Below are 16,812 nucleotides of genomic sequence, written 5' to 3'. Positions count from 1 at the left end.
TTATCGAGACGACCAAGGGTGACCGGTTGTTTGGCGTGATGCTTCTGACGCTTATCGCCGAACAGCCCGCGAGGTATGCGGTACTCGCTGGGAGCATGACGTGGACCTCACTGACGCCCGCCACGCGTGCCTCTCGTAGATGGCCAACAACGGCGTACCGGACACCGTGCTCTCCGCCTGGGCGGTGCGCAGCAACCTGTCTTTCACCAAGCGGGTGTAGGTGCACCCGGACCCGCAGACTCTCAAGGCCGGTTCGGACAAGTTCGGGGAGCTGTTTGCCGCCTGAGAAGATCCACCCGGCTTGTGAACAGATGTGACACGACAGACCGAAAACGATCAAGAGCCCTGCCTCACCGAAGTGAAGTAGGGCTCTGATCTGCGACTATGAGTAGAACTCTCAGTCGGGACGACAGGATTTGAACCTGCGACCCCTTGACCCCCAGGAGTGAGGGTCGGGGGCATTTTCTGGATATAACAGGCTTAATCTGGATGCGTTTTGTGCGTCCAAGGCTCCGCCGTGCGCCATCGCGCACACCGTGTGGTCCCCAACTGGTCCCGGTCACGTCCGCTGGAGTGGTGTATTGACGGCCACTCGGTGATCTCGTTTTTGAGGCTATGCGGTGAGTTCGGTGGGCAGGGCGGTCTCGTCGTTTTCTGACTCGATCGGGTGGAGGCGGGCCTTGGCCAGCAGGTCGAGTCCCATGTAGCGGCGGGCTTCGGTCCATTCGTCGTTCTGCTCGGCCAGCACCGCGCCGACCAGCCGGATCAGGGCGGTGCGGTCGGGGAAGATCCCGACCACGTCGGTGCGGCGGCGGATCTCCTTGTTCAGGCGTTCCTGCGGGTTGTTCGACCAGATCTGCCGCCAGATCTCGCGCGGGAACGCGGTGAACGCCAGCAGTTCGTGCTGGGCGGCGTCCAAGTGGGCTGCGGCCTTGGGGAACTTGGCTTCCAATGCGTCCAGGACGTGCCGCATCTGGGCCTGGACAGCATTGCTGTCGGGCTGTTCGAAGACGGTCCGCAGCAGCGTGGCCACCCACGGCTGGGCCGATTTCGGGACCTGGCAGAGCAGATTTCGGGCGTAATGCGTGCGGCATCGCTGCCACGAAGCCCCGGGCAGGACCGCACCGATCGCGTTCACCAGGCCGGTGTGCGCGTCGGAGACGACCAGCTGAACCCCGGACAGGCCGCGGGCGGTCAGCGAGCGCAGGAAGGCGAGCCAGCCGGCGCCGTCCTCGCAGGTGGCGATGTCGATGCCGAGGATCTCGCGGTGCCCGTCGGCGTTCACGCCGACCGCGATCAGCGCGTGGACGTTGATGATCCGGCCGCCCTCGCGGACCTTCTGGGTCAGTGCGTCGACCCAGACGAACGCATAAGGCCCGGCGTCGAGCGGCCGGTTGCGGAACGCGGCGACCTGCTCGTCCAGGTGCTTGGCCATCGCACTGACCTGGGACTTCGACAGCTGGGTGACCCCGAGGGACTCGGCGAGCTTCTCGACCCGGCGCGTGGAGACGCCCAGCAGATAGGCGGTCGCGACCACCGAGATCAGGGCCTGCTCGGCCCGGCGGCGGCGTTCCAGGAGCCAGTGCGGGAAGTAACTGCCTTGCCGCAGTTTGGGGACGGCCAGTTCGACGGTGCCGGCCCTCGTGTCCCACTCGCGTGGGCGGTAGCCGTTGCGGTGGTTGACGCGTTCGTCGCTGACCTGCCCGTATTCGGCATTGCAGAGGGCGTCGGCCTCCGCGGACATGAGTGCGTCGGCGAACGTCTTGACCATCGCGCGCAGCAGATCGGGACTCGCCGCGGCGAGATTGTCCTCGGCGAGGGCGTGCAGGGGCAGACTGTCAGGTGCGGTCATCGTGCTGATCTCCTTCGAGGCTTCGACACTTCGAAGATCAGCCGGTGGCCGTTCATCTATGCGGGCATCAGCCAGAAGCCGGAGCAAACCCCCGGATCAGGTCGAACCCGTACACCACTTCCCTGGACGCAACCCTGGTCCCCACCCGCATGTCATAGCTCTGCCGCCAGGCCACTCCGTGGAGCATCCTCGCGACAACGAAGCTGCGAACTGCCCGACTCGCTGCGGCAGTCTGCCGATACGATCCCGTTCCTAAGGCTGGGGGCTCCGTTCACGGGCGTGCGTCCAGTCTCATGGCGCTCCATCGCAGAAGAGGAACGAACACCCTGTGAGCAACGCTCGCGCAGAGACGCGGGTCCAGCCTGTCCGCTCTGGTGACCCGAACCAGGTCGGCCCCTACCGGATCATCGGCCGTCTCGGCGCGGGCGGCATGGGTACCGTTCACGCCGGTCTCGATCCGGCCGGCCTGCGTGTCGCGGTGAAGGTGATTCACCCCGCGCAGGCCGAGGACCCTGAGTTCCGGGCCCGCTCTGTCAGCCCGAGTGCAGGGGCCGTGCCTCATACCCCTCCTCGCAGCAGACCCGGATGCCGAGAACCCCTGGCTGGCCACCACCTACGCCCGGGGGCTCACCCTCGATCAGCATCTCGCCACCCACGGCCCGCTCACCGGCGGCACCCTCTACGCCTTCGCCACCGGTACCGCCCAGGCCCTCGCCGCCATCCACACTGCCGGCGTCGTCCACCGGGACGTGAAACCCCAGAACGTCATCCTCACCCCGGCCGGCCCCCGCGTCCTGGACTTCGGCATCGCTCATGCCGCTGACGGCACCTCCGTGACCCGGACCGGTGTCGTGACCGGCACCCCCGGTTGGATCAGCCCCGAGCAGTACCGAACAGGTATCGCCGGCCCCGAAGGCGACATGTTCGCCTGGGGCGCGCTGGTCGCCTACGCCGCCACGGGACGCTTGCCCTTCGGCACTGGAGCTCCTGACGTCATCGCCTACCGGGTCATGTCCGAGGAACCCGATCTCGACGGCCTCCCCGACGAACTGCACGAGCCCCTCACGAAGGCACTCGCAAAGAGCCCTGCCGAGCGAATCATTGCCGACGCGGCAGCAGAGGAATGTGCGCGGCTGCTGGCCGGCCAGACAACCCAGGTCCTCGGCGCCGTCGCCGGGGCGGAGCCCACGCGCGTCAGCGACTGCCTCACCGCCGAGTGGAACCTGCCCAGCGTGGAAGATCCTGCCTGGCACTTGACCGCTGCTCCCATCCGTAGACGGGCGCTCATCACCGCCGTCGCAACGGTGACAGTCGGCGCTGCCATCACAGGCGGCATCGTCACTCTCTACAGCAGGAGCGACCGGGCGGACGTGGACATCACCTCCGAGCGCACCGCCACTTCGGCGCCGTCCTCAGGGAGACCCTCCGCACTCGCTGCTTCCGCAGGCGCGACTTCCGGCGCCCCTGCCGAAACCGTCACCGCGCCTGCGGTCGATCCACGCACGATCAGGATCCCGACGGATCCGCTAGCTGGGGTGCCCACCCCTGCCTACACCCGTGCCGCCGACGAGGCCCAGCCATCTGCCGACGAATGGAGATCGAGCACCACCGCCAACACCACCGAGGAGCGGGACGCCGAGACGGCGATCCGCGACCGGATGACGTCCATGCTGGCGACCAAGGACATGGACTTCATGAAACCCACCATCACATTCAACCAGCGGGCCCAGACGGTCATGGTGACCGGTGGGCCAATGCCGCAATTGCCCGACACCTATCAGGACGTGTTCCGCAGGGCCGGTGTCAACGGCCACTCAGTTCTCCCCGGAGGCGGCCAGTAATTCTCCCCGCTGGCGGCCAGTAGATCTTCCCCAACCGCGGCCAGATATCTCCCCGCTGTTGGTGGGTGGATCAGCGCAAGGGGATCACCCCCTGACCGCTGGTGGCCTGGTTGAGCCGGAAGGAATCACCTTGGGTGACCACCACGTGAGCGTGGTGCAGGAGCCGGTCCACGGTCGCGGTGGCCAGGGTCTTGGGCATGATCTCGTCGAAGCCGGAGGGGTGGAGGTTGCTCGAGACGGCCAGCGCCCGCCGTTCGTAGGCGGCATCGACCAGCCGGTAGAAGCCCTCGGCGGCATCGGGTGAGACCGGCAGCAGTCCGATGTCGTCGACGATGATCAGGTCGGTCCGGATCAGCCGGGCCATCGCTCTGGCCAGGGAGTCGTCGGCTCGGTGGCGGCGGACGAGGGCTCCGAGGTCTTCGATGGTGAACCAGGCGACGGTCATGCCGGCTTCGATGGCGGCCTGTCCCAGGGCTTCGGTGAAGTGGCTTTTGCCCGTGCCCGAGGGTCCGCAGATGCAGAGGTTCTCCTTGCGGGTGACCCACTCGAGCATCTTCAGCGAGTCCTGGGTCGGCCAGGGAATTGAGGAGGCGGTCTCGTCCCAGTCGCCGAAGGTCTTGCCCGCGGGGAACCCGGCCCGCTTGCGGCGGGTGCGGAGGTTCGCGGCGTCCCTGCCGGCAGCCTCTTCGGACAGGAGGACGCGGACGACCTCGGCGGGGTCCCAGCGTTGGGCCTTCGCGGTGGGGATCAGGTCGGTCAACGCCCTCCGGATGTGCGGGAGTTTCAGCCGCCGGGTCAGCTCGATGGCCTCGGCGAGGGGATCGCCGTGGGTGCCGGTGACGGTGCGGATCGGGGTGGCCATCAGTGCTCTTCCTTCTCGTCGGCGACGCCGAAGTTGGACCAGGCGGAGGTGCCCGGCTGGAGGCTGTGGTTCTCGGAAGGCCGCGTGGGTTCGACTGTCTCCAGGCCGACTTGGTAGGTGAGGATGCGGATCAGGTCGTTCTCCGCGAACCGTCCGGCGACCGCCGCCGAGCCCAGGGCCCGGTCGACATCGGCGGCGGAGTGGAGCTTGGCCAGCGCGACGGCCTCGGCCATCTTCGACTTGACCCTGCGGGCTCCGGCCGCGCCGGCCTCGATCAGCCAGGACGCCGCCCCGGGACCGAGCGCGAGGAAGGCCGCTTCCTCGGCCGAGTTGGCCTTCGGTGTCCGGTCGCCCTCCTTGTCTTCGCGGGGCGGGTAGTGCTCGTCCTTGATCTGCGGGCTGCCGGGAGTCGAGCGGTCGTGCCGGGCGACCTCGGCCGGCCCGTCGTCCGCGACGGCGGTGACGATCAGCTCGTCGCCGTTGAAACGGGCCCAGACCCGGGTGTCGACGAGTTGGTGCGGGACCGAATAGCGCACGCCTTCAACAGAGATGGTGGCGTCCCAGTTGACCCGTCTCGTGGTGCCGAACGCGACCGCGAACGGCTCCTTCGGCAGCGGGTGCAGCCGCTGCCGTTCCTCGGCGAGGGCCTCGGCGGGCTTGCGCCGGCTGGCCCGGTGGACCCGGTTGTTGACCTCGTCGCAGAAGTCGCGGCAGGCCGCCTCCAGATGTCCGAACGACCCGTACTGCTCGAGCAGGTTGGCGTCGGTGGGCACCAGGTCGGCCTTCGCGATGCGGACCGTGGCCTCGGATCCGCCCTTGGTTTCCGGGTCGGCCGGCAGACACGTACGGATGGTCAGCCCGTAGTGCCTGGCCACCTCGACGATGTCCGGGTTGCGGACCGCGATGTTCGCGATGTGCATCGTGGTGACCGTCTTCTCGTTGTCGGTCAGCGCATAGGCAGGCACCCCTCCTATTCGCCGCAGAGTGGAGTCCAGGCAGGCCACGATCGTCGGCAGGGTCTTGTCGAACACCGGGATGACGACGCGGAACCGGGACCAGGCCAGCCAGGCGCACCACAAGGAAGTACGGCGTCCGCCGATCCGCGGCCCTTCGCCCCAGTCCCACTGCAGCCACAATCCGGGCTCGGTGATCCACGGCCGATAGACCCGTCGCGATCCGGCCCGCAGGCTCGTCTTGACCTCCGCGACCACCCGCCGGGTGGTCCTTTCCCCGCCCGTGAAGCCCATCGCCGTGATCCGCCGGTGCACGACATCGGCACGGATCCGGCCGTGGGAGTTCACCACCAACTCCTCGATCTTCGCGAGGTATTCGTCGATCGGGCGGGCCCGGTGCTGCCGCTCGGTCGGGCTCTTGCCCTCGGCCCGAGCCTGCACATACCGGGCCACCGTGTGGTGGTCGCAGCCGGCCAGCTCGGCCGCTGCTCGGTAACTCCCCGTGAGGTCGTATGCCTCAAGGATCTCCATGATCTCCCTGCTGTTCTTCACACCGGTCAGCTTCGCCGACCGGTATCGGTCCAGGTCCGGGGAGATATATGGCCGTCCGTGGGGCAATCCTTGGCCAGGAATGGGGCGCTAAGTGGCCGCCTACGGGGAGTATCTACTGACCGCCGTCAGGCCGGGGAGATGGCGGCCTGCTCCACCCTGGCGCACCACCTCAAGAACGATCCGAGCACCTGGCCCTACGGCCGCTTCTCCATCAACTGGAAGACATCCGACGGAGACCTCGATGCAGCAGCTATCGGCTTCGGAGAGGCCACCACCGGATGCTTCACAGAGGTAGCCGGCCAGTGGTACGGAGACGAATCCGGCATGGCCACGGCTGAGATTCCCAGCAGCGACAAGGCGGAGATCCGCATCGCCGACGCCACGGTCAAAGCCATCGTTGCCATCTGGAACACCGACACCACCACGACGAACGAGGACGCCCTCACCGTCAACGACGGCATCAACCTCGGCTTCGACCCTGTCGAAGAAGCGGCGTACGTATGGACCGACGACCCCAACAGCCGATTCGCCAGCCGCGCTTCGCAGTCCAACCTCAAAGGTGCCACCGAGGAGGCCCTCTGCCGCGAACTCACTGCCGAGTTCAAGAGCAACAAAACCTGGAATTACACCCGCTGGGCCGTCGCCGTCTTCGACCCGTACACCGGAACACGTCAGTTCATCGGCTCAGGCACCTGCACTCCGTAAGCCTCTCGACGACGGCTCAATTTCATGAGGAGCAGATCGGCGACCTCCAGCGAAGAAAGGCGCCCACCCCGACGAGAAAGCCCAAGGGCTGCCGTCGGTCAGGAGGTCGGCCGCTGGGGCGCAATCCCTCTTTCCTCTGGTCTCCGCCACCGCCACCGCCGAAAGGCAGATCCATGCACCGACCATTGGTCCCCAGAGCTGGTCCCCAAGTCGACCTCGCCGGGCTTTCGGCCCAGTTGGAGGAGACGCTTGTGTCATCGCCGACGGGGCATCCGCGACGCACGTCCGAGGACCGTCGCCTGGTCAGGAGGCGGGTTCGCCAGGGGCGGTCACGGTGTGAGATCTCGCGACTCGCCGCCTGAGCTCGCGGATGGTGTTCTGCCATTGCCAGGAATCACTGCCGCACCACTCTGCTTCATCATCCGCGTGCCAGGCCGCCAGTTCGTCCAGGCGAGCGATCACCGTGGAGATCTCGGTGTCGGGAATTCCGCTCCCGTGGTCGAGTCGCCTTTTGATGTCGTGCAGTCGGTGAGCCGCACGGTAGTAGGACAGTTGGGTGTCGCTGAGCCTGCGCAGGGCGTAGCCGCCGCACTTGCTGCACCAGTCGAAGTCGGTGCGCGCCATGAGGTCGGCGACCGTGAGGAGGTCGTCGCCGGCCACGACCGCGCGTTCGTGGGCGTGCCGGCACAGCGGCGAGTGGCCCTTGCCCTCGATCAGAGGGCTGGCGTTGGTGGTGTAGAGCTGGACTGCGGCCAAGGGCCCCAGGGAGAGGCCGCTGCCGCTTCGCCAACGGTCGCTGCCGGGCTGCCGGAAAGGCGCGAGGCTGAGGCGGTCCTCGGTGAGCAGGCCGTGCCAGACGGCCACCGGTAGCCCGCCAGGCCGTCCGGCGTCCAGGCTTCGCAGGTCGTGCGCGCCGCGCGCCAGGGCCAGCAGGCGAAGATTCAGGTTCCGGTCTTCGGTGGCATACGTCTGGCGAAGGGTCCGGCGTGTGCCCTCGGCAAGACCCAGTCCTTCGCCGAAATTCGGATCGTGGACGTCCTGGCCGCGACCGGGCAGCTGGGCCTCACGCGCTTCCGGCTCGGGACTCTGTTCCAGCTCCTGCAGGCCGAGCACGCTTCCGGGCAGGTCACGGGCCCCTGCGATGAGGACGCCCAGCCACCCCTTGGCCAGCCGCTTCTCGATACTGTCCAGAGGCAGTACTTCCGCTCCCCCGCTCGCAGAGAAGACAAGGTAGAGCTCGTCAGCAGCGGGCCCAAGTGTGTGCAGCGCACGGAGGTGATCGAGGGTGACCGGACGCCGGTCGAAGACCGGGGTGTCATCGAAGACACCCGGCCGAACGATGCCCGGCTGCCTTCCCCGACCGCGGTCAGGTTCGGGCAGATCCGGCGCCGCGGCGGCTGGACTGCACGGAAGGCTGCTCACCGGGCTCAGTAGCCGTTCGGCGACGAGATCAGGCACTTCCAGGGTGAGGACGCCGCTCCCCCAGTCGGCATCAACGGTCCACGTGAGCAGCACACCGAGCGTCCACGTATCCAGCCCGTCCAGGAAATCCCGGGCATCGTGACGTGGGACGGCCTCGGATGCTTCCGGCAGGTGCGCCGTCAGCCGGCATCTGGGAGCCCGGTCCGCCGACGTCGCTGCCGCCTGGGCCTGTTCCTCCCAGGAGGCGATCAGGCGCGCCGCCTCGGCCAGGGCCTCGTCGTAGCCCTTCCGATTACTGCGGATGCCTCGCACGATCTCGTACGAGAGGTATGCACGCGTCCCCGGACCTTCCCAGGGCCGCTCGGCCGCGCTCTGCCACCGGTGCCACAGGTCCACCAGTGCCCTGGACACCCGGCTGTTGCCGCCGAGCACCGCGAAAGACGGATCCGCGTGCGGAAGCTCGGGCATAGCGAGAGCCGTTACGGCAGCAGCCACGACAAGCTCCTCCGGGTCTACAAACCGCGCCGCCTGAGACCGAAGCGTCTCCAGATGACGCGTCTTGACCGTCAGTGACGGCTTCGCCCACTCCTCCAGCCAGGGAAAGTGAGCAAGGGTGGCCTGTGCCCGATGCAGGCTCCGTCCCGCGCCGCGCCAGTGGGCAAAGATCAGACCCCGCAGCTCCTCTGCATCCTCACGTGCCTCCCGCCGCGATATGCCGCCTTCCACCTCCTCCTCGTCATCATCGGGGTCGACATCCTGTTCAGTGCGAAGGAGTTCGGCGGCTTCCCGTGCCTCGCGGTCGGACCAGCGTTCCTCCTCGTCCGGCTCCACGTAGGACTGCAACTGGTACAACAGCCCCGTTCCGCCGAGAGCCCCGAGGAACATGCCCAGCCCGGTACCCGGCCGGCCCCAGACACCCCATGCCGCGCATCGCGAGCACAACCGCCGCAACATCGCCGTCTCCAGCGGCACGTCGGCGGTCCTCACCTCGGACGTGCGCAACTGTCCGCACTGCCTCGACACGTGCAGATTGACCCCCTTGCTCCTGGCCGAATACACCGTGACCAACGAACCCTCGAACGGCCCGAGCGGAACGTCAGCCAACGACAGCTCGATACCCACAAGTCCCCCCGACTCTGCTCCTCGACAACTCGAACCCCGCAACACCGCTACCCCTTCCAGGCACCAGAACGGCGCCTCGTCCAATCTTTGAAGGACGCCGTTTCATCACTTGCATGCTCTTCACCAACACCGACACTCCGAGGCCACTGCGTGCACCACGCACTGGTCCCCAGATCTGGTCCCCGACCGACGAGGCGCTTTCCCCCTCCCACCCGCGCACACAGGCAGCCATCGCCTGGCGCAGACAAGGAGATCGCCATGTCCGTCAACGAACGCAGACAATGATCAGGAGAAACGCCTGTCGGCGGCGGTTGAATCCTGACCCGGTGTGGGCGGTCGAGTTCTGACCCACCGGGTCTGGTTGCCGGTGTTCAGTCGGTGTCGTGTGTGGCGGTGGGGACGCGTCCGAGTTGGCGTCCGCGCATGCGGTAGGAGTCGCCTTTGAGGGAGTGGACCTCGGCGTGGTGGACGAGGCGGTCGATCATGGCGGCGGCCACGGTCTCGTCGCCGAAGACCTCGCCCCAGCGTCCGAAGGGTTTGTTGCTCGTGACGATCACACTCGCTCTCTCGTATCGGTTCGAGACCAGTTGGAAGAACAGGTTCGCGGCCTCGGATTCGAAGGGGATGTAGCCGACCTCGTCGACGACGATCAGCGGATAGCGGGACAGTTTGGTGAGCTCGGCCTGGAGGTGTCCGGCGTGGTGGGCGGCGGCCAGGCGGTCGACCCATTCGGCGGCGGTGGCGAACGCGACCCGGTGGCCGGCCTGGCAGGCGCGGACCGCGAGTCCGATCGCCAGGTGTGTCTTCCCGGTCCCCGGCGGTCCGAGGAAAACGGCGTTCTCCTTGCCGGTGATGAAGTCCAACGTGCCCAGATGGGCGAGTTGTTGGCGCGTTATGCCGCGCAGATGGGTGATGTCGAGTTCCTCGATGGTCTTGATCGCGGGGAAGCGTGCGGTGCGGATGCGGGCCTCGCCGCCGTGGGACTCGCGGGCGGAGACCTCCCGCTGGAGGCAGGCGACGAGGAACTCGGTGTGTGTCCAGGTCTCCTTCAGGGCTCGTTCGGCCAGGCGTTCGGCGGCGTCCAGCAGGGCCGGGGCTTTCATCGCCCGGGCCAGGAAGGACAGGTCGGCGGCGGTCTGACGGCCGGTGCGGGGCCCCGCCGGGGCGGTGGTCTTGGTGGTGGCGGGCATCAGGAGACCTCCGGATCATCGGCCTGGCCGCCGCCCTCGATGAGGGTGAACATGCGGTCGTAGGAGTCGAGTTGGCGTTGTTCGACCTCGACGAGATCGCTTGCGGTGGCGGCGCCTGGCCGGCGGGCGGCCTGGGCCTGGGAGGCTTGGTGGTGGCGGTAGTCGCCGCGCAGAACGGCGGCGGCGCGGGCATGGACCGGGTCGGTGATGGTCTGCTGCTTGGCCCAGCAGCGTGGATGGCGGGCGACTTCCGCCCCGCCGGGTGTGAGGGTCACGATGACTTCGTCGGTGTCGGTGCGGACCTGGACTTTCTTGCCGATGGCCAGGGGGTGCACGGAGTAGTCGCAGGTGTCGACGCGGATGTAGTGGTCGCGGCCGATGCGGGTGGCGAAGCGCCACCAGCGCGGCGGGTCGACGGGCGGCAGGGCGAGCATCTGGGCCCGGTCGGCTTCCCACCGGTCGATGGGGCGGGCTCCGAGGGTGCGGTGCTGGCGTCGGTTGGCGATGGCCAGCCAGGTGGTCAGCTGGGTGTTGAAGTCGTCGGGGCCGGTGAAGGTGCGGCCGGGCAGGAAGCTGGTCTCCAGGTAGCCGTTGGCCCTCTCCACCAGCCCTTTCGCTTCTGGGTCGCGGGGTCGGCAGAGGTGGATCCGGGTGGCGAGCAGGCCCGCGAACGCGGCGAAGTCGCCGGTCACCTTGCCGCGGCCGATGCCGGCCTCGTTGTCCCAGACCAGCATCCGTGGGACCGCGTTCCAGCCGGTCAGAAGCTTCCAGTGGCCGTCGATCAGGTCGCCGGTGGTGCGGGTGGGCAGCATCCGCGCCGTGATGATCCGTGAGTAGCCGGACACCATCACGAGCACCGGCGGGTGGCCGGACTGGCCGTAGCCGAGCGGTATGTCGACGGGTGGGAACCACAGGTCGCACTGGGCCAGCTCGCCGGGCTGATAGGTGGTGCGTGAGACCGGATCGACGGGCAGATAGGCGGGCCGCAGCTCTCGTACGCGTTCTTTGAGGACGGTCATGCCACGGTCCCAGCCGATCCGTTCGGCGATCACGGTCGCCGGCATCGTCGGGGCCTGCTTCAGCAGTTCCCGGATCTGCGGCTCGACCGCGTCGACCGCCGAGCCCTTGGCCGGCCGGGAGTAGACCGGCGGCCGGTTCGTGGCCAGGGCCCGCTTCACGGTGTTCTTCGAGATGCCCAGCTGCCGGGCGATCGCCCGGATCGGCATCTGCTCGGCCCGGTGCAGCCTGCGGATCTCTGCCCAGTCCTCCACGGAAATCACCCTCTTCTCCTGACCTTCGATCAAGATCAGGTTGGTCAGAAGACCACGAAGTGGGTCAGTTTTGATCCGCCGTCAGAGGGTCACGATTCACCCGTCGCCGACAACGCCGGTTTGGCCAACCGGCGATCCCGTGTTACAACCGCCAGGCATAGCCGCCGACGGGGCTACCTGGGTGACGAGTGCAACAGGCGGCTTCCGAGCACTCGGCGGCACGTTCGAGTCGGCCGAGAGCGCCCAGACTCCGCCCGCATGCAGGGGACGTTTCTGATCACAGCAGCAAGTCACACACAGGAGACCTGCCGGGGCGGTCCCCAAAGAGGGCAAAAGGGGCGGCGAAAACTGAACGTTGAACCGGAACTCCACCACGTCGTCGGACAGGTCCCGCTCGTCGTCCAACTGCGTCAAGCAAGCGTGCCCTGGCTGCCGCATTTGAGAACAGAGCAGGTGTCTTCTAAGCGCTTGACCGCAGGTTCGAGTCCTGCCGAGGGCGCCCTACCCACATCGTGTTTCCGCCCTCCCTCCGGGAGGGCGTTTTTGCTGGTCAGAGGCATTTTAGCGGGCACGCTGTCGTGGTACCCCAAGGCCGGGCCGACTCCCTGGTGGCGAGGGCGGCAGTCCGGTTGGGACCGGTTCAGCACGGCTCTTGGCGGGTGTTCTTCCCGAAAGCTTCCCGAAGTTCTGGGTTCGGTCTCTCTGCTCAGGAGATACCGGCGAGAACCGCTGAGGACCTTCGATGGGCTCCTGGAGCGCGGCCAGCTGGCCTGTGACGCAGCGGGCGTACGTGGCAAGCAGAACCGGCACGCTGTTGCCGGCCCATTCGGCGACCTGGGCCGGCGGGACGCCGTTGTTCAGCCAGGTGGTCAGGCAGGTGTGCCGCAGGTCGTACACACGCTTGCCGGTCGGCGAGTTGTACTCGTGCTCGGGCAGGACCGCTGCACGGGCCTTGTTCCAGGCGCGCCGGAAGACCGACCCGGCCAGCAGTCCGCCCTTCTCCCCGGGGAAGAGGAGGCCGCCGGGCTTCAGGCCGTCCGCCTCGATCAGGTCTCGCAGGGTGGCGACCAGAGCGGGGTGGACGGGGACGGGGCGGGTGTCGCCTTCGGCTCGGCCCTTGAGGTGGCGGGTCTCGTGGACCTGGCCGTCGTCGGTCCACTGGCTGCCGACCTCGGGTTCGACGGTGTGGACGAGTAGCTGGCCCCAGCCCTCAGCGGGCAGCGTGGCGTCGCCGACCCGCAGGGCGACGGCTTCCTCGGGGCACATGCCCGCGTAGTACAGGGTGGCGAAGAACGGGTGGAGCCGGTGGCCGGTGCGGGGGCGGGCGCCGATCCAGGCGAGGAGCGCGGCGACTTGGCCGGGGTTGAGCAGGGACCGCTTGTCGACGGCCTCGGCGACCTTGGGTGCCGTGTCCTCGTCCTTACCCGTGGGCAGGGGGTTGCCGGTGAGGATTTTCTGGCGGACGGCGTACTTGATCGCCACGTTGAGGATCCGCCGCTCACGTCGGACCGAGCTGGCGGCGGCCGGGGTGCCGTCCAGAAGGGTGTCGAGCGCTCGCAGGACCGTGTCGAGGTGCTTGGTGTCCTCCCAGGCCGTCATGGGCAGGGAGTTGCGGCCGATCCAGGACAGGATCGTGCGGACCTCGGGTGGGGCCTCGTCGCGCCTCAGCTTGTTGAAGGCGTACTCGCGCAGGGCCCGTCGTACCTCGACCGGGTCGAAGCGGTCGGGGAGTTCGACGCGCAGGAGGGCGAGCGTGGCCTTGGTGAGGGCCTTGGCGGTGTTCTTGCGGTTGTTCGCCGAGATGCGGGGCCACTTCGCGTCGATGTACTGGAGGGCGAACTCGTACCAGGTGAGCTCGGCCGCCGGCGTGACCTGGGAGACCGGCAGTCCGGTGTCCGAGTCGAAGGGTTCGCCGTTGTTGGCGGCGACGAGCAGTGTGGCGCGAAACGACTCCGAGAGTGCCCTCGTCTCGAAGCTACGGCCTCGGCGGTTGCCGTTGACGGACCAACGGACTGTGTAGGTGGTCTTGCGCTTCCCCTTGTAGACCTCCGTGTCGTAGAAGCGAACCTTGAAGGACCGACTGGTCACGCGTGGTCCTCGCAGTCGGTCAACCAGTTCTCGTAGTCACTGCGGCGGATGCGCAGGGCCCCGTTGGGGATGCGTATGCAGCGCGGGGCGCGGCCCTTCTTGCACCAGTCGTAGAACGTGGAGCGGGAGATGCGGAGGTCGGCGCAGAACTCGTCGACCGTGAGCTTGTCGGCGGGGCGGCGGGACAGCGACGTCAAACGTTGTTCCTTGGACAGGGGGCGGGGAGTCCTGCGCTTGCGCCAGGTGGATGCGAAAGGCAGGCGCAATTACAGAATTACGAGCCCACAGCGGCGTAGATCCGCGAACAGGCTCGACCTCGATTGGCACCACAACTGTCCGGAGAATCGCCGGTTTGGCCAACCGGCGATCCGCTGCTATGTTCCGCTCCTGCCCGACAGGCACTCTTGCCTACCCAAGGACGGCGTATCGCCTGCAGGAGGATGTGGCGGGCGTGCCTCCGAAGCATTTCTAGCTACCTCGTTCGTCCTGCCGACTTCCTGCACCGTGTCGCCAACCGGCAATCTGGGCTTTCCGTTTATGCATCCACATATCACGTGTTCGCCGTGGGCTGTTGGCTTTCTCGGCGGAATGTTGGACTTGTACGGAGCGGGTGAATCCTCGGTATGCCAAACCCGAGGAAAGGAAGCCTTCGTGAAGTGCCCCTCACGGTAAAGGCGTTGGCGTCCGATCCTCCGCCCCGCGCGGGCGTGAGGTCGGTGAACCGCTCAGGCACTCCTCCAACTCATCGAGCGCCTGCCTCGCCTTGGCGATACGGGCGTGCAGTACCGCGCGCTCGGGATCGTCGGGAGACGCGGGAGGACCGGCCTCCCTTTCCTCCAGTTCCCGGGCCTCCTCCAGCGAGGTGAGGACGACGCCGACGAGGACGTTGACCAGGACAAAGGAGGAGAGGAGGACGTAGGAGGCGTGGTAGAAGATGCTCCAGCGGGAAATCTCCAGGCCGCTGCGGACCGCGTCGCCGAGGCCGTCCAGGGTCATGAGGAGGAAGAGGGTGAGGACGGCACGACCGATGGAGCCGTAGTGCCCGGGGTCGGCGTCCGCGAAGAAGACCCAGCCGACCATGGCGTACACGTACAACACGAGCGCACCCACCAGCAGGAAGCTGACCGTGCCGGGCAGGCTGCGGGCGATCGCGACCAGCACGATGCGCAGTTGGGGCAGGAAGCGGGCGGCGCGCAGGACGCGGGCCAGGCGCAGGAGCCGTAGGACGGTGGCGTTCTCGCGGACCACCGGCAGGAACGCGCACAGGACGACGGCGAGGTCGAACAGGTTCCACGGGTCGCGGAAGAAGCCGCGGGGGTGGTCTGCGTGAGCGCCGACGCGCAGGAGGATCTCAATCGTGAACAGGGCCAGGAAGCCGTGTTCGACCAGTTTCAGTGCGTCGTGCCAGCGGTCGACGACGCCCGGGTACGTCTCGATGCCCAGGACCAGCGCGTTGGCGAGGATGAGCACGAAGACGGCTACGGCGAACCAGCGGGCGCCAGTGAGCTCTCGGCAGCGTTCGGCCAGTAACCGAAAGGGAGTTGGGGAAGCGGTCCCGTCGTGCGTCATCGGGTTTCCCCAACTCCCTAGCGGCGTGCGTACTGTTCTCGTCCCCCACTGTTGATCTTAGCGAGGGAACGAACAGGTGAACTACCGCCGCTCGTCCGCCTGTTGGCCTCTCGCACCCCCTGGGGGTGCAGTAGGCGCGCGAGCAGGTCGTCCAGGGTGACCAGCCCCGTGAGCCGGCCCGTGTAGTCGCGCCCGACGGCGAGTGAGGCGCGGCGGCGGCGCAGTTGCTCGATGGCCTCGCCGACGGTGTCCTGCGCGGTCAGTTCGGGCACCCGGCGGGCGAGGTGGCGGGCGGTGACGGTCCACGCTGGCCGCAGCCCCGACGGCTACGACCAGCATCACGTTCAGACGCTCGACTGGCTTCGTAGGTGACGGTTGACTCCACCTGGCGGCCCCGCTGTGTCGGGTTGAGCTCGTGTTGGGTCACCACTGGGTGACGAGCGGCGTGTCCGGTCCGTGCTGCTGCCAGGTTTCGGTGAGGCGGACGAGGCGGGTGGGGGCGGCGATGCCGCGCACGGTTGCGATCTTGCCGCCTGTGATGTCGAACGTCACGGCGCCGATGACCTGGTCGCCGATCACAAAGAGAATGGCGGGGGCGCCGTTGACGAGCGCGTAGTGGATGGCGGGCGTGCCGCCGGCAAGTCGCCGTTTCGCGGGTGTGGGTTTGAAACCGGCCCGTGCGATGGCGGCGATGCGCTGCGGAGTGTCGTACCGCAGCAGCGTCTCGGCCGGGCCGGCGGCGTTGGAGTCGGCGATCGCGGTCGCGTCGTCGGTGAGCAGCGCCACCAGGCGTTCGGTGCGGCCCGAGGAGGCAGCGGCGAGAAATTCCTCGACGATCCTGCGGGCGGATGCCGGGTCGACTTCGCCGACGCGGCGCGCGGCGGTGATGCGGTGCCGGGCCCGGTGGATGTGCTGCTGGCTTGCGGATTCGGTGATGTCGAGGATCTCGGCGATCTCGGCGTGGCTGTGGGAGAACGCTTCGCGCAGGACGTAGACGGCCCGCTCAAAAGGCGACAGGCGTTCCATGAGTGTCAGCACGGCCAGGGAGACCGATTCGCGCTGCTCGAACGTGTCGGCCGGGCCGAGCATCGGGTCGCCGTCCAGGAGCGGTTCGGGCAGCCAGGCGCCGACGGTGCGTTCGCGGCGGGTCTGTGCCGAGCGGAGCCGGTCGAGGCACAGGTTGGTGACGACCTTGGTCAGCCATGCTTCCGGCACTTTGATCAGCTGCCGGTCGGCGGCCTGCCAGTGCAGGAACGCGTCCTGCACGGAGTCTTCGGCGTCGGCGGCGGAGCCCAGCAGCCGGTACGCCAGCGAGGCCAGCCGGCTGCGGCTGGCCTCGAACCGGCTGGTGTCGAAGCAATCAGTGGCGGTGCTGTCCACGCGAA

At 67.7% G+C, this 16,812-nt stretch carries 12 protein-coding genes and 1 pseudogene; 2 read left to right on the top strand and 11 right to left on the bottom strand.

Features of this window, described 5'->3' with window-relative positions; translation table 11 throughout:
• Window positions 1-613: 613 nt before the first annotated feature.
• Entirely contained in the window at window positions 614-1,852 is a 1,239-nt protein-coding gene (locus OHN74_RS37365) for an IS256 family transposase (RefSeq protein ID WP_327693226.1), read from the bottom strand.
• Window positions 1,853-2,394: 542 nt separating this feature from the next.
• On the opposite strand from OHN74_RS37365, the gene OHN74_RS37360 reads away from it, so the two are divergent.
• Window positions 2,395-3,693 carry a serine/threonine-protein kinase gene (locus tag OHN74_RS37360; RefSeq protein WP_327698988.1) on the top strand — a complete coding sequence of 433 codons (1,299 nt, stop codon included), beginning with the start codon at window positions 2,395-2,397 and terminating at the stop codon, window positions 3,691-3,693.
• Between the two features lie 70 nt (window positions 3,694-3,763).
• Here OHN74_RS37360 and istB (OHN74_RS37355) read toward each other — a convergent pair whose 3' ends face one another.
• A complete protein-coding gene (gene istB / locus OHN74_RS37355) occupies window positions 3,764-4,555 on the bottom strand; it encodes an IS21-like element helper ATPase IstB (RefSeq protein ID WP_327692608.1) in 792 nt (263 codons plus the stop codon).
• Window positions 4,555-6,060, bottom strand: coding sequence for an IS21 family transposase (gene istA / locus OHN74_RS37350; protein ID WP_327692450.1), 1,506 nt, complete (start codon window positions 6,058-6,060; stop codon window positions 4,555-4,557). The genes istB (OHN74_RS37355) and istA (OHN74_RS37350) overlap by 1 nt, the downstream gene beginning before the upstream one ends.
• Before the next feature lie 138 nt (window positions 6,061-6,198).
• On the opposite strand from istA (OHN74_RS37350), the gene OHN74_RS37345 reads away from it, so the two are divergent.
• On the top strand, window positions 6,199-6,765 hold the full coding sequence (locus OHN74_RS37345) for a hypothetical protein (protein WP_327698987.1): 567 nt from the start codon (window positions 6,199-6,201) through the stop codon (window positions 6,763-6,765).
• Between the two features lie 303 nt (window positions 6,766-7,068).
• Here the strand turns inward: OHN74_RS37345 and OHN74_RS37340 are convergent, their stop codons facing one another.
• The 8 genes and pseudogenes from OHN74_RS37340 to OHN74_RS37305 all read right to left on the bottom strand — a co-directional run bounded on the left by OHN74_RS37340 (window position 7,069) and on the right by OHN74_RS37305 (window position 16,807).
• The gene (locus OHN74_RS37340; protein ID WP_327698986.1) at window positions 7,069-9,309 is read right to left on the bottom strand and encodes a hypothetical protein; all 2,241 of its coding nucleotides are present in this window, start codon (window positions 9,307-9,309) and stop codon (window positions 7,069-7,071) included.
• Between the two features lie 371 nt (window positions 9,310-9,680).
• On the bottom strand, window positions 9,681-10,499 hold the full coding sequence (gene istB, locus OHN74_RS37335) for an IS21-like element helper ATPase IstB (protein ID WP_327695658.1): 819 nt from the start codon (window positions 10,497-10,499) through the stop codon (window positions 9,681-9,683).
• Window positions 10,499-11,779 carry an IS21 family transposase gene (gene istA / locus OHN74_RS37330; RefSeq protein ID WP_327695659.1) on the bottom strand — a complete coding sequence of 427 codons (1,281 nt, stop codon included), beginning with the start codon at window positions 11,777-11,779 and terminating at the stop codon, window positions 10,499-10,501. The genes istB (OHN74_RS37335) and istA (OHN74_RS37330) overlap by 1 nt, the downstream gene beginning before the upstream one ends.
• Window positions 11,780-12,331: 552 nt before the next feature.
• Entirely contained in the window at window positions 12,332-13,858 is a 1,527-nt protein-coding gene (locus tag OHN74_RS37325) for a tyrosine-type recombinase/integrase (protein WP_327698985.1), read from the bottom strand.
• Window positions 13,855-14,055, bottom strand: a complete 201-nt coding sequence (locus OHN74_RS37320) for a helix-turn-helix transcriptional regulator (RefSeq protein WP_443060505.1) — start codon at window positions 14,053-14,055, stop codon at window positions 13,855-13,857. Before OHN74_RS37320 ends, OHN74_RS37325 begins: the two co-directional genes overlap by 4 nt.
• Before the next feature lie 466 nt (window positions 14,056-14,521).
• Entirely contained in the window at window positions 14,522-15,427 is a 906-nt protein-coding gene (locus tag OHN74_RS37315; RefSeq protein WP_327698984.1) for an ion transporter, read from the bottom strand.
• 17 nt (window positions 15,428-15,444) lie between these two features.
• Window positions 15,445-15,723, bottom strand: a pseudogene (locus OHN74_RS37310) (CBS domain-containing protein); the annotation flags it as partial.
• Between the two features lie 127 nt (window positions 15,724-15,850).
• Window positions 15,851-16,807: a sigma-70 family RNA polymerase sigma factor gene (locus OHN74_RS37305; protein ID WP_327698983.1), complete on the bottom strand. Its 957-nt coding sequence runs from the start codon at window positions 16,805-16,807 to the stop codon at window positions 15,851-15,853.
• Window positions 16,808-16,812: the final 5 nt, after the last annotated feature.

The sequence above is a fragment of the Streptomyces sp. NBC_00459 genome, from assembly GCF_036013955.1.
Lineage (GTDB): Bacteria > Actinomycetota > Actinomycetes > Streptomycetales > Streptomycetaceae > Streptomyces.
The sequence above is the reverse complement of the archived record's forward strand: the minus strand, read 5'-3'. Positions and strand labels throughout refer to the sequence as shown.